The following is a 12344-nucleotide window of genomic DNA, read 5'->3' as shown; positions in this document are numbered from 1 at the left end:
GGGACAATACAATGAAAAAAGTTCTGATTGCCGCGCTAATCGCAGGTTTTAGCCTTTCCGCTACCGCAGCCCAAACCATCCGTTTCGCCACCGAAGCGTCTTATCCTCCGTTTGAATCTATTGATGCGAATAACAAAATCGTAGGGTTTGACGTTGATCTGGCGAATGCGCTGTGTAAAGAGATTGACGCGACCTGTACCTTCACCAATCAGGCCTTCGACAGCCTGATCCCGAGCCTGAAATTCCGTCGTTTTGACGCGGTGATGGCCGGTATGGACATCACGCCAGAGCGTGAAAAACAGGTTCTGTTCACCACCCCGTATTACGACAACTCTGCCCTGTTTGTTGGCCAACAGGGTAAATACACCAGCATTGACCAGCTGAAAGGCAAAAAAGTCGGTGTACAAAACGGTACTACGCACCAGAAATTCATCATGGATAAACATCCGGAAGTGACCACCGTACCGTATGACAGCTACCAGAATGCCAAACTCGATCTGCAAAATGGTCGTATTGACGGCGTATTTGGTGATACCGCAGTGGTGACCGAATGGCTGAAAGATAATCCAAAGCTGGCCGCAGTTGGCGACAAAGTGACGGATAAAGATTACTTCGGTACGGGTCTGGGCATCGCTGTGCGCCAGGGCAATACCGAGCTGCAGCAGAAATTTAACGCTGCGCTGGAAAAAGTGAAGAAAGATGGGACTTACGAGACCATCTACAACAAATGGTTCCAGAAGTAATACTTGATGAATGAATTTTTTCCTTTAGCAAGCGCCGCCGGGATGACCGTCGGCCTTGCCGTTTGTGCGCTGATTATTGGCCTCGCGCTCGCCATGTTTTTTGCCGTCTGGGAGTCAGTAAAATGGCGTCCGGTGGCATGGACGGGCTCAGCTCTGGTCACCATCCTGCGTGGTCTGCCGGAAATTCTGGTGGTTCTGTTCATCTATTTCGGCTCTTCACAGCTGCTGCTGACGCTGGCCGATGGCTTTACGATCAATCTCGGGTTTGTACAAATCCCGGTTCAGATGCAGATCGAAAACTTCGACGTCAGCCCGTTCCTGTGCGGTGTAATTGCGCTGTCATTGCTGTATGCGGCTTACGCGTCGCAAACGCTGCGTGGCGCGCTGAAGGCCGTACCACTCGGACAATGGGAATCAGGTCAGGCGTTGGGTTTGTCTAAAGCCGCGATCTTCTTTCGCCTGGTGATGCCGCAGATGTGGCGTCACGCTCTGCCGGGACTGGGTAACCAGTGGCTGGTATTGCTGAAAGATACCGCGCTGGTCAGCCTTATCAGCGTGAACGATCTGATGCTGCAAACCAAGAGCATTGCCACCCGTACCCAGGAGCCGTTTACCTGGTACATTGTGGCGGCGGCTATTTACCTGGTGATTACGCTGGTGAGTCAGTACATTCTCAAACGCATTGACCTGCGCGCGACACGATTTGAGCGGAGACCAGGCTAATGCTTGAGTATTTACCTGAATTGTTAAAAGGGCTGCATACCAGCCTGACGCTGACGGTCGCCTCCATCGTGGTTGCTCTGGTGCTGGCGCTGGTTTTCACCGTCATCCTGACGCTAAAAACGCCGATTGTGGTCTGGTTGGTTCGCGCCTATATCACGTTGTTTACCGGTACTCCGCTGCTGGTGCAAATCTTCCTGATCTACTACGGGCCAGGGCAGTTCCCGACGCTACAGGAGTATCCGGTACTGTGGCACCTGCTCTCTGAACCGTGGCTGTGCGCCTTAATTGCGCTATCGTTAAATAGTGCGGCTTATACCACCCAGCTGTTCTACGGTGCTATCCGCGCAATCCCGGAAGGCCAGTGGCAGTCCTGTGGAGCGTTGGGGATGAGTAAGAAGGATACGCTGGCGATTCTGTTGCCGTACGCCTTTAAACGCGCCCTCTCCTCGTATTCCAACGAAGTGGTGCTGGTGTTTAAAAGTACCTCACTGGCATACACCATCACGCTGATGGAAGTCATGGGCTATAGTCAGCTGCTGTATGGTCGCACTTATGACGTCATGGTTTTCGGCGCGGCGGGTGTGATTTACCTGATCGTCAACGGTTTGCTGACGCTGATGATGCGCTTGATCGAACGTAAAGCGCTGGCGTTTGAACACCGGAATTAAATCGGTTTTTATGTCTGATGGCGCTACGCTTATCAGGCTACGATTCATCTTCCGTTGTACACTCTCCGGTGAATATGCATAAAGCCAAAATAAAAAAGACGGACAACAACCTAAATTGTCCGTCTTTTTTTATATCAGAAAAAATAGTTAATCATTTTTATTGCATATAAATTCATTAAATGGCATTGTTAATTCACGCCGCAGACACGGTAAATAATCATAAGATTGACAGACGGGAGTTCCACCATGAAAAAGTTAGTACTGGCCGCATTACTTGCTACTTTCGCCGCTGGCGCCTCAGCTGCTGATAAAATTAGTTTTGGTGTATCAGCTACTTATCCGCCATTTGAGTCACTGGATGCAAGCAATAAAATTGTCGGTTTTGACATCGACCTGGCAACGGCACTGTGTAAACAAATGCAGGCTGACTGTACTTTCACCAATCATGCTTTTGATAGCTTGATTCCCGCGCTGAAATTCAAAAAATATGATGCGGTGATTTCCGGAATGGACATCACGCCTGAGCGTAGCAAGCAGGTGGCATTTACTCAGCCTTACTATGCAAACTCCGCGCTGGTGATTGCGAAAAAAGACACCTATAAAACCTTTGCCGACCTGAAAGGGAAACGCATTGGCATGGAAAACGGTACCACGCACCAGAAATACCTGCAGGATAAACACCCTGAAGTGAAAACCGTGGCCTACGACAGCTATCAGAATGCGATTATCGACCTGAAAAATGGTCGTATTGATGGCGTATTTGGCGATACCGCCGTGGTTAACGAGTGGCTGAAAACCAACCCGCAGTTAGGTGTAGCCACTGACAAAGTGACCGACCCACAATACTTCGGTACTGGTCTTGGCATTGCGGTTCGCCCGGATAACAAAGCCCTGCTGGAAAAACTGAATAGCGCGCTGGCCGCAATCAAAGCTGACGGCACGTACCAAAAAATCAGCGATCAGTGGTTCCCACAGTAACGTCCACCCAATCTGAAAAGCCGCATTCTGCGTAATGCGGTTCAGTTAACGCCTCTGTATCAGAAAGCATCACCTGTGTTGGCAGAAGTTATGAATATGCTATCTCACGGTAAGGGTTCCGTTCACCTCATGTGCATCGTTTCTCTGAAACACCGGTTCCTGTGAACGTGTAAAGGGCGTTCTCCGCCACGCCCTTTACAATCCCGGCTCCCTGCGTTTTTTATCTGAACAGCAAAACAGAGTTAACTGGAAGTCAGTGCGTTGCAGCGATGACCCCGGTCAGGCTGAAAATCGATGAGGCGTTGACGGCTGACCGGGTCTGCCCGCAGGGATGCGGGCAGAGGGGACGGCCTGCAGGGACGCAGGCCCGGCCCCGACCCGACAGGCAGACGGCATAAGACGAATGAATCGCGTAGCGACGATTTTCCCGCCGGGAGCCTGGGTTGCAAGGGAGGCGGCGGTGAGCCTCCCTTGCACGTTCACGGGTATCTGCGCTTCAGAGAATTGCTACCGCCGAGGTGAACGGAACCCTGAGCAAGAATCACATGTTCTCCATAATGCTTAACTGAACAGTATTGCGCATCCTGCGGCTTTTTTTATCTCTTCGCCTTCGCTTTCAGTCAGTTCTTACGCCATAAACCCATTCCTGGCGTACACTTGTTAAAACGAAAAAAAGTGAGGCAAACGGATGATAGCGTTCCCTGCCAGTTTACTGATCCTCAACGGAAAAAGTGCTGATAATCTCCCCCTGCGTGATGTCATTGCAGAGCTCCGCGATGAAGGCGTGGAAATCCATGTTCGCGTTACCTGGGAAAAAGGCGACGCCCAACGCTACGTTGATGAAGCTCGCCAGTTAGGCGTTGCAACGGTGATTGCCGGCGGCGGCGACGGCACAATTAACGAAGTCTCGACGGCGCTGATCCAGTCGCAGGGCGGCAATATCCCGGCGCTAGGTATTTTACCGTTGGGAACGGCGAATGATTTTGCAACCAGCGTAGGCATACCCGACGCCCTTGATAAGGCGTTAAAACTGGCTATCGCCGGAAATGCGACTGATATCGATATGGTTCAGGTCAATGATAAAACCTGTTTTATCAATATGGCGACCGGCGGCTTCGGCACACGCATCACCACCGAGACGCCAGAAAAACTCAAGGCCGCATTAGGTGGCGTATCGTACTTTATTCACGGATTAATGCGCATGGATACGCTCAAACCCGACATCTGCGACATTCGTGGGGAAGATTTTCACTGGCAGGGTAAGGCGCTGGTCATTGGTATCGGTAATGGTCGTCAGGCCGGTGGTGGGCAACAGCTTTGCCCGACAGCGCTGATCAACGATGGTCTGCTGCAACTGCGTATTTTTACCGGCGAAGAGCTGCTGCCAGGGCTACTTTCGGCGTTAACGCAATCCGAAGACAACCCTAACATCATCGAAGGCGCATCATCGTGGTTTGATATCCGCGCCCCGCATGAAATTACGTTTAATCTCGATGGCGAACCGCTTAGCGGACAAGAATTTCATATTGAAATCCTGCCCGCAGCGCTACGTTGCAGACTGCCGCCGGGTTGTCCGCTACTGCGTTAACACGACGACACCCCAACTGGAATCAGGCAATGGTGACTTTGCTGTCCAGATAAACATCCTGCACGGCGTTAATCAGCTTAACGCCGTCAGCCATGGTTTTCTTGAATGCTTTTCGTCCAAGAATCAGCCCCATGCCGCCAGCACGTTTGTTAATCACCGCCGTACGTACCGCATCGCTCAGATCGGTTTCGCCGCCAGCCGCACCGCCAGAGTTAATTAATCCGGCGCGCCCCATATAGCAGTTCGCCAGCTGATAACGCACCAGATCGATTGGGTTGTCGCTGGTCAGCTTGCTGTAAACGCGATCGTCGGTGTAGCCAAAGTTGACTGCTTTATACCCGCCGTTATTTTCCGCCATTTTCTGCTTAACGATATCCGCCCCGATAGTGGCTGCCAGATGGTTAGCCTGCCCGGTGAGATCGGCGGAAACATGGTAATCCACGCCATCTTTTTTAAACGCGGAGTTACGCAGATACGCCCACAGCACGGTGACCATGCCCAGTTCATGAGCACGCTCGAACGCCGCAGAAATCTCTTCAATCTGGCGACGGGACTCCTCTGAACCGAAATAGATGGTTGCCCCTACCGCAACCGCGCCCATATTGAATGCCTGTTCTACGCTGGCATACAGCGTCTGGTCAAACGTATTGGGGTAGCTCAGCGTTTCGTTGTGGTTAATTTTTACAAGAAACGGAATGCGGTGCGCGTAGCGACGGGAGACGGAAGCCAGCACGCCATAGGTCGATGCCACGCAGTTACACCCTGCTTCGATAGCCAGTTCCACAATATTCTTCGGATCAAAGTACAGCGGGTTAGCCGCGAACGATGCCCCCGCGGAGTGTTCCACGCCCTGATCCACCGGTAGAATCGACAGATAACCTGTCCCGGCCAGTCGGCCCGTGTTATACAGCGTTTGCATATTACGCAGCACCGCTGGCGGACGGTTGTTATCCACCATCACGCGATCGACGTAATCATGTCCAGGCAGGTAAAGTTGGTCAGAAGGAATGGTCATACAACGATGCTGTAAAAGGTTGTCGGCATCTTTGCCAAGCAACTGCGCAATATCAGTCATAGCTATGCTCCCGTAAGTTCCGATTTGAAACCGGAATGTGGATTGTCCTGACCCGCTTTGTTGCGGGCAGCAATAAGCCTGGTACCGACTGCGTTTTTTTTCCATCTTTAGCGCACTTTTCAGCAACTTCTGCTGGCTCGATTCAGGAAGAAATAATGTTAAGGCGGTCAAATTTAGACCTCAAAGGTATTTTAAAGGTATTATCGAATGGTACTATCAGTGCGTACCTTACCTGTCATGAAGGATTTAAAGATGAAAACTACAGTTAAGCTGTCGTTCATGATGTTTGTAGAGTGGTTTATCTGGGGCGCCTGGTTTGTACCGCTGTGGCTGTGGCTGAGTAAAAGTGGCTTTAGCGCCGGGGAGATCGGCTGGTCCTACGCCTGTACCGCAATTGCCGCGATCCTGTCGCCCATCCTGGTCGGTTCTGTCACTGACCGTTTTTTCTCCGCGCAAAAAGTGCTGGCGGTGCTGATGTTCGTCGGCGCTATATTGATGTACTTCGCCGCCCAGCAAACCACCTTCAGCGGATTTTTCCCGCTGTTACTGGCCTATTCGTTGACCTATATGCCGACGATTGCGCTGACCAACAGTATCGCTTTTGCCAACGTCAGTGACGTTGAGCGTGATTTCCCGCGCATCCGTGTGATGGGGACCATTGGCTGGATCGCCTCTGGTTTGGCCTGCGGTTTCTTACCGCAAATGCTTGGCTATAGTGACATCTCCCCTACCAATATTCCTCTGCTAATCACTGCCGGAAGCTCCGCTCTGTTAGGCGTCTTTGCGTTCTTTTTACCGGATACGCCGCCGAAAAGTACCGGCAAAATGGATTTCAAGGTCATGCTGGGTCTGGATGCGCTGATCCTGCTGCGGGATAAGAACTTCCTCGTCTTTTTCTTTTGCTCTTTTCTGTTCGCGATGCCGCTGGCGTTCTATTACATCTTCGCCAACGGTTATCTGACAGAAGTCGGGATGAAAAACGCCACCGGCTGGATGACGCTGGGCCAGTTCTCTGAAATCTTCTTTATGCTGGCGCTACCGTTTTTCACCAAACGCTTTGGCATTAAAAAGGTATTGCTGCTTGGTCTTATTACTGCGGCTATCCGCTACGGATTTTTCGTTTACGGCGGCGCGGAAGAATATTTCACTTACGCTCTGCTGTTTCTCGGCATTCTGCTGCACGGCGTCAGTTACGACTTCTACTACGTCACAGCCTACATTTATGTCGATAAAAAAGCGCCCGTACATATGCGCACCGCGGCGCAAGGGCTTATCACCCTCTGCTGTCAGGGATTCGGTAGCCTGCTCGGTTATCGTCTGGGCGGCGTGATGATGGAAAAAATGTTTGCTTATCAGGAACCGGTGAATGGTCTTACCTTTAACTGGGCTGGCATGTGGGGATTTGGCGCGGTCATGATCGCCGTCATTGCCGTAATGTTTATGATTTTCTTTCGCGAGTCAGATAAAGAAATCACCGCCATTAAGGTGGACGATCGCGATGTAGCGTTGAAACAAGGGGAAGTAAAATGAAAGCAGAACGTATTCTCGGTGCTCTTTATGGGCAGGCGTTAGGGGATGCGATGGGTATGCCGTCGGAACTGTGGCCAAGAACCCGGGTTAAAGCCCATTTCGGTTGGATCGACCGTTTTTTACCCGGCCCTGCGGAGAATAATGCCGCCTGCTATTTTAACCAGGCGGAGTTCACTGATGACACCTCCATGGCGCTGTGTCTGGCTGATGCCCTGCTTGAGTGCGACGGAGAGATTGTACCCGACGTTATTGGCCGCAATATTCTGGGCTGGGCTGAACGTTTTGATGCTTTTAATAAAAACGTGCTCGGCCCGACCTCAAAAATTGCGCTAAAAGCCATTCGCGACGGCAAACCTGTCGCCGAACTGGAAAATAACGGCGTTACCAACGGAGCGGCAATGCGCGTTTCACCGCTGGGATGCCTGCTCCCCGCGCGCGATCTCGATGCCTTTATCGATGATGTGGCATTAGCCTCCAGCCCGACACATAAATCGGATTTGGCTATCGCTGGCGCAGTGGTGGTCGCATGGGCGGTATCACGCGCTATCGATGGCGGAAAATGGTCAGAGATTGTCGACGCGCTGCCAGCCATTGCCCGGCATGCGCAGCAAAAAAGGATCACTACCTTTAGCGCATCGCTCTCTGCACGCCTTGAACTGGCGCTGAAAATTGTCCGTAACGCTGACGGCATTGAGTCTGCCTGCGAGCAGTTGTATCAGGTTGTGGGGGCCGGAACCAGTACCATTGAATCCGTGCCTTGCGCCATCGCTATGGTTGAGCTGGCGCAGACCGATCCTAACCGCTGCGCCATTCTGTGCGCGAACCTCGGGGGCGATACCGACACCATCGGGGCGATGGCAACTGCCATTTGTGGCGCTCTCCACGGCGTAAGTGCGATTAATCCGGCATTGAAACATGAGCTCGATGCGGTAAATCAGCTGGACTTTATCCGCTACGCCAGTGGATTGATGCGACTGCGCGAGCAGCGGGAGGCACTATGAGCACCACGCGTCTGCAACAACTTCTCCCGCAGTTACGCACACGGCGACCTGTTACGGTGGTGGGTGCGGCGGTGATTGATGTCATTGCCGATGCGTATGCCCTTCCCTGGCGCGGATGTGACATTGAACTCAAACAGCAAGGGGTGAACGTTGGCGGCTGCGCGCTCAATATCGCCGTAGCACTCAAGCGGTTAGGTATCGACGCCAGTAATGCTTTACCGCTGGGTCAGGGGGTGTGGGCCGATATTATCCGCAACCGGATGGCAAAAGAGGGACTGCACAGCCTGATCGATAACGCCGCAGGCGATAACGGCTGGTGCCTGGCTCTGGTCGAGCCGGATGGCGAACGTACCTTTATGTCCTTTAGTGGCGTCGAAAATCAGTGGAACGCTGACTGGCTGGCACAGTTGGAGATCCCACGTCACAGCCTGGTTTATCTCTCGGGCTATCAGTTAGCCTCTCCGTGTGGTGAGTTGCTGGTGCATTGGCTGGAAGGGCTGGAGGAAGTGACGCCGTTTATCGATTTTGGCCCACGCATCGGCGACATTCCCGAGCCCTTACTGGCAAGAATTATGGCCTGCCGTCCACTGGTATCGCTCAATCGGCAGGAGGCGGAAATTGCCGCCGAGCGGTTTGCATTAAGCCAGGATATAGAAGGTTTTGGCGCACAATGGGTGCAACGTTTCGCCACACCGGTGGTGGTACGCCACGATAAAGACGGTGCGTGGTATTTCAGCACACAAACTTCCGGTTGCGTACCGGCATTTGCGACAGCGGTCGTTGATACCATTGGCGCTGGTGACAGCCACGCTGGCGGCATGCTGGCGGGACTGGCGTCTGGCTGGTCGCTGGCTGACGCGGTACTGCTTGGAAACGCCGTGGCGTCCTGGGTAGTTGGGCATCGCGGCGGCGATTGCGCCCCTTCGCGCGAGGCGTTACTCCTCGCACACAAACACGTATAGATCGCTTCGACAATAGCTGATGCTGTATTCAATGGGCCGTTGCTGCTGGTCAAGCGCTACCTGCTTGATCACCAGCACCGGCACTTTGCTGTCCATTTGAATGTGCGCCTGGAACTCTGCGTCAGGCATTCGGGCACTGACACGTGAGCGGGTGCGCTGCGGGAAAATATGCTGGCTGCGAAAATAGTCATACAGTGAAACGCCGATGGCATCCACGTCATGAATTAGATGGGCAGGAACCCATGACTCTTCAATAGAAACCGCATCTTCATCTACGTAGCGAATGCGCTTGAGCAGGAAGACGTCACTCCCCGTGGCAACAGCCAGCTGCTGCGCTACCTCTTCCGGGCAAGGCACAATCCGCTTGTTAACCCACAGCGTATCTGGTTTTTTACCGCGCAACACCACCTGCTGTGAAAAACCACGCGCTTCTTTTAGCGAATACTCGAAGATGTTGTTGATCTGCGTCCCGTAACCGCGGGCGCGCGTCACGACGCCTTCTTCTTCCAAAGCCTGCATCGCCTTACGAACCGTAATTCGCGAAACGCCAGTCAATTGGCTGAGATCGCGCTCGCCGGGCAGGATATTTCCATGTTCCAGAATCCCGCTGCGCACAGCGTTTTTCACCGTTTGCGCAAATTTCATATACAGCGGCGTGTTATCTGCCGCGGAAATACGTTCATTCAGTTGCGCGATAAGCTGGGTATGCGCTTGTTCCATTTATCTTTTTCCTGCAGCCGTTTCTGCAGCCAGTATACTCATTACCACCACGCGTGGAAATGATGCACCGGACCAATTCCCTCACCGACTTCCAGGGTGTCGGCCTGCGCCAATGCCGCTGAAAGCCACAACTTAGCTTCCTGCACTGTCTGTGCCCAGTTGTCATGGCGCGGACGCAGCGCCGCCAGCGCCGCCGATAGCGTACAGCCAGTACCGTGGGTATTTTTGGTCATCACCCTTGGCGCGGTAAAACGCTGTTCGCCATCACGGGTAAAGAGCCAGTCGGGGCTTTGCGCATTCTCCAGATGACCGCCTTTCATCAACACCGCCTCGCAGCCCAGCGCCCGCAGCGCCCTTCCCTGTTCTAACATCTCCTGCTCAGTCTGCGCATGGGGAGCCCCGAGCAGCGCCGCTGCTTCGGGTAAATTTGGGGTGATAATCGAAACCTGCGGCAGCAAATGGGTACGCAGCGTTTCAACCGCCGAAGGAGACAGCAACGGATCGCCGCTTTTCGCCAGCATCACGGTATCCAGCACGACATTTTGCACCCGATGGCGACGCAAGCGTTCGGCGACCGCTTCAACAATATCCGTTTCCGCCAGCATACCGATTTTAGTGGTGTCGATACGCACATCACTGAACACCGAATCCAGTTGTGCGGCGACAAAGTCAGGTTCAATGCGATACACCGACTGCACCCCGCGCGTATTTTGCGCCACCAACGCCGTGATAACCGAGCAGCCGTAAGCGCCAAGCGCCGAGAACGTTTTTAAATCGGCCTGAATACCTGCGCCACCGCTAGGATCGGTTCCGGCAATGGTTAATGCGTTAATCCGTTTCATAGTTGCTCCCGCGCGTTCAGGTTATAGAGGGCGTCGATAAATGCCGGGACAAAACTGCCCGGTCCGGTTGATTGTTGAGTGGCTATTTGTCCGGCCTGTTTCATCCAGCTACAGGCAGAGGCGACGTTATCAAGCCGGTCACCGTGCAGGGCGCAGCTGGCTGCAACGACCGCCGACAGCGCGCATCCGGTGCCCACCACGCGCGTCATCAACGGATCACCGCCGTTCACGCAGACGGTACGCTGACCATCGGTGACATAGTCAATTTCGCCGGTAACCACGACAATGGTCCCAACCTGACGAGCCAGTGCCTGCGCTGCAGGAAGCGCAGCGGCTGCCGTATCGGTCGTATCCACGCCGCGTCCCCCACCGTTCATACCCGCCAGAGCCAGTATTTCCGAAGCGTTGCCGCGGATAGCCGCAGGCTGTAGCGCCAACAAATCCAGACAGAAGCGACGACGAAACTCCAGCGCCCCCACGGCAACGGGATCGAGCGTCCACGGGGTTTTAGCAAGTTGTGCCCGCTCAACTGCGGCGCGCATCGCCGTAGCCCGTTCCCGGGTTAAGGTGCCGACGTTAACCAGTAATGCACTGGCAATAGACGCGAACTGACTGGCTTCCTCAGGCTCGATTACCATTGCAGGTGATGCGCCCAGCGCCAGCAGCGTATTGGCCGTAAAGCTTTGCACGACCTCGTTGGTCATGCAGTGTGTGAGAGGGGAAAGCGTTCTAAATTGGTGTAAGGTTTGAGCCGCGAGTGTGCGGCTGTGCAGGTCAGGCTGCATGGTTCAGCTCCTGCCCGCGCGAAGAAGGGACACGAGCAGTGTCAGACTTCCCTACGCTGGCATTATCCAGATCAGGTGGTACGGGTATTTCTCAGCCTTCACCAGGAAGGGCACCCCGAGTCATTTAGTTACATAAATTCCAATAATATTAACAGCGTAGAGGAAGTAGCTTGCTAAAGCAAGCCCCTGACCGGCGTCCTGTAAACATCCCGCATAATCGTGCCATTCACATCTAGAGATATCTTCCAGCATACTCAATCTGCCAACGAAGGAGATCGCTATGCGTAAAGCCCGTTTTACTGTGCATCAGATCATCACCGTGGTTATGTCGGTTGAAGGAGCCGTAGGTTCTTTCACATTAGAAATCATTCAAGTAAATTTTACTCACAACTATAGTTTCTGTTCAAAGGACAGAAGAAAAGAAGGGTTTTAATCAGTGAATAAAATAATTAACCTGAATCATTTCCAAGTTTGCATTTCACCCATGAAACCAATGAATATCATTTGAAGCATTCACAATCTAAATAATTGACCACGCATCGGCCGATGATAATATAAACTTTTTACTTCATGAAGGTTTTACATGAGAGAATTTAGGCTTATCCGGGCATGGGATGCCGGAAGGGAGCTAGCCCCTGAGGATTTTCAGCATATATTGATCCCTTTCAGAGCTTTCGATGAATCACGAATCTATTACGAATTAGACGCAGAAGAGTATCACTATACAAA

13 protein-coding genes and 1 riboswitch are annotated in these 12344 nt (G+C 52.9%); of the genes, 9 read left to right on the top strand and 4 right to left on the bottom strand.

All coding sequences use genetic code 11. The features are described from left to right. The first annotated feature begins 11 nt into the window (after positions 1-11). The 5 genes from artI (at position 12) to yegS (ending at position 4700) form a co-directional block, all read left to right on the top strand. Positions 12-743, top strand: coding sequence for an arginine ABC transporter substrate-binding protein ArtI (artI, locus tag KQJ19_RS18945; RefSeq protein WP_003027298.1), 732 nt, complete (start codon positions 12-14; stop codon positions 741-743). Positions 744-749: 6 nt separating this feature from the next. After that, entirely contained in the window at positions 750-1466 is a 717-nt protein-coding gene (gene artQ, locus KQJ19_RS18940) for an arginine ABC transporter permease ArtQ (protein ID WP_016153668.1), read from the top strand. After that, positions 1466-2134, top strand: a complete 669-nt coding sequence (gene artM, locus KQJ19_RS18935; protein WP_016153669.1) for an arginine ABC transporter permease ArtM — start codon at positions 1466-1468, stop codon at positions 2132-2134. The genes artQ and artM overlap by 1 nt, the downstream gene beginning before the upstream one ends. Positions 2135-2380: 246 nt before the next feature. Next, positions 2381-3112 carry an arginine ABC transporter substrate-binding protein ArtJ gene (gene artJ, locus KQJ19_RS18930; RefSeq protein WP_016153670.1) on the top strand — a complete coding sequence of 244 codons (732 nt, stop codon included), beginning with the start codon at positions 2381-2383 and terminating at the stop codon, positions 3110-3112. Between the two features lie 688 nt (positions 3113-3800). After that, on the top strand, positions 3801-4700 hold the full coding sequence (yegS, locus tag KQJ19_RS18925; protein WP_016156953.1) for a lipid kinase YegS: 900 nt from the start codon (positions 3801-3803) through the stop codon (positions 4698-4700). Positions 4701-4722: 22 nt separating this feature from the next. Here yegS and fbaB read toward each other — a convergent pair whose 3' ends face one another. Beyond that, a complete protein-coding gene (fbaB, locus tag KQJ19_RS18920) occupies positions 4723-5775 on the bottom strand; it encodes a class I fructose-bisphosphate aldolase (RefSeq protein WP_016153672.1) in 1053 nt (350 codons plus the stop codon). A gap of 252 nt (positions 5776-6027) precedes the next feature. Here fbaB and KQJ19_RS18915 point away from each other — a divergent pair, with 252 nt between their 5' ends. From KQJ19_RS18915 to KQJ19_RS18905, 3 genes are read left to right on the top strand one after another with little or no spacing between them, the layout of a single operon-like run. Continuing rightward, positions 6028-7305 carry a nucleoside permease gene (locus tag KQJ19_RS18915; protein WP_016153674.1) on the top strand — a complete coding sequence of 426 codons (1278 nt, stop codon included), beginning with the start codon at positions 6028-6030 and terminating at the stop codon, positions 7303-7305. Further along, positions 7302-8306 carry an ADP-ribosylglycohydrolase family protein gene (locus tag KQJ19_RS18910; protein ID WP_049281967.1) on the top strand — a complete coding sequence of 335 codons (1005 nt, stop codon included), beginning with the start codon at positions 7302-7304 and terminating at the stop codon, positions 8304-8306. The genes KQJ19_RS18915 and KQJ19_RS18910 overlap by 4 nt, the downstream gene beginning before the upstream one ends. Next, a complete protein-coding gene (locus KQJ19_RS18905; protein ID WP_049281968.1) occupies positions 8303-9268 on the top strand; it encodes a PfkB family carbohydrate kinase in 966 nt (321 codons plus the stop codon). The genes KQJ19_RS18910 and KQJ19_RS18905 overlap by 4 nt, the downstream gene beginning before the upstream one ends. On the opposite strand, the gene KQJ19_RS18900 is transcribed toward KQJ19_RS18905, so the two are convergent. Genes KQJ19_RS18900 through thiM form a run of 3 tightly spaced genes read right to left on the bottom strand, consistent with a single transcriptional unit; the run spans position 9242 to position 11615 of the window. Beyond that, complete coding sequence (locus KQJ19_RS18900) at positions 9242-9988, bottom strand: GntR family transcriptional regulator (RefSeq protein WP_016153677.1); 747 nt, start codon at positions 9986-9988, stop codon at positions 9242-9244. The genes KQJ19_RS18905 and KQJ19_RS18900 overlap by 27 nt on opposite strands. A gap of 41 nt (positions 9989-10029) precedes the next feature. Further along, a complete protein-coding gene (gene thiD, locus KQJ19_RS18895) occupies positions 10030-10830 on the bottom strand; it encodes a bifunctional hydroxymethylpyrimidine kinase/phosphomethylpyrimidine kinase (RefSeq protein WP_049281969.1) in 801 nt (266 codons plus the stop codon). Continuing rightward, a complete protein-coding gene (gene thiM, locus KQJ19_RS18890; protein WP_216403983.1) occupies positions 10827-11615 on the bottom strand; it encodes a hydroxyethylthiazole kinase in 789 nt (262 codons plus the stop codon). Before thiM ends, thiD begins: the two co-directional genes overlap by 4 nt. Positions 11616-11646: 31 nt before the next feature. Continuing rightward, positions 11647-11743: riboswitch (TPP riboswitch) on the bottom strand. 152 nt (positions 11744-11895) lie between these two features. Between thiM and KQJ19_RS18885 the strand changes: the two genes are divergently transcribed. Next, positions 11896-12048 carry a hypothetical protein gene (locus KQJ19_RS18885; protein ID WP_153690212.1) on the top strand — a complete coding sequence of 51 codons (153 nt, stop codon included), beginning with the start codon at positions 11896-11898 and terminating at the stop codon, positions 12046-12048. The last annotated feature ends 296 nt before the right edge of the window (positions 12049-12344 follow it).

Source organism: Citrobacter sp. S46_ASV_140, assembly GCF_018919545.1.
GTDB classification, from domain to species: domain Bacteria; phylum Pseudomonadota; class Gammaproteobacteria; order Enterobacterales; family Enterobacteriaceae; genus Citrobacter; species Citrobacter braakii.
Note: the sequence above shows the minus strand (reverse complement) of the source record. Positions and strands in the feature narration are given on the sequence as shown.

What these genes read in the sequence shown, in the direction of transcription:
- artI (WP_003027298.1), top strand. Translation starts at nt 12, where the DNA reads ATGAAAAAAGTTCTGATTGCCGCGCTAATCGCAGGTTTTAGCCTTTCC.
- artQ (WP_016153668.1), top strand. Translation starts at nt 750, where the DNA reads ATGAATGAATTTTTTCCTTTAGCAAGCGCCGCCGGGATGACCGTCGGC.
- artM (WP_016153669.1), top strand. Translation starts at nt 1,466, where the DNA reads ATGCTTGAGTATTTACCTGAATTGTTAAAAGGGCTGCATACCAGCCTG.
- artJ (WP_016153670.1), top strand. Translation starts at nt 2,381, where the DNA reads ATGAAAAAGTTAGTACTGGCCGCATTACTTGCTACTTTCGCCGCTGGC.
- yegS (WP_016156953.1), top strand. Translation starts at nt 3,801, where the DNA reads ATGATAGCGTTCCCTGCCAGTTTACTGATCCTCAACGGAAAAAGTGCT.
- fbaB (WP_016153672.1), bottom strand. Translation starts at nt 5,775, where the DNA reads ATGACTGATATTGCGCAGTTGCTTGGCAAAGATGCCGACAACCTTTTA.
- KQJ19_RS18915 (WP_016153674.1), top strand. Translation starts at nt 6,028, where the DNA reads ATGAAAACTACAGTTAAGCTGTCGTTCATGATGTTTGTAGAGTGGTTT.
- KQJ19_RS18910 (WP_049281967.1), top strand. Translation starts at nt 7,302, where the DNA reads ATGAAAGCAGAACGTATTCTCGGTGCTCTTTATGGGCAGGCGTTAGGG.
- KQJ19_RS18905 (WP_049281968.1), top strand. Translation starts at nt 8,303, where the DNA reads ATGAGCACCACGCGTCTGCAACAACTTCTCCCGCAGTTACGCACACGG.
- KQJ19_RS18900 (WP_016153677.1), bottom strand. Translation starts at nt 9,988, where the DNA reads ATGGAACAAGCGCATACCCAGCTTATCGCGCAACTGAATGAACGTATT.
- thiD (WP_049281969.1), bottom strand. Translation starts at nt 10,830, where the DNA reads ATGAAACGGATTAACGCATTAACCATTGCCGGAACCGATCCTAGCGGT.
- thiM (WP_216403983.1), bottom strand. Translation starts at nt 11,615, where the DNA reads ATGCAGCCTGACCTGCACAGCCGCACACTCGCGGCTCAAACCTTACAC.
- KQJ19_RS18885 (WP_153690212.1), top strand. Translation starts at nt 11,896, where the DNA reads ATGCGTAAAGCCCGTTTTACTGTGCATCAGATCATCACCGTGGTTATG.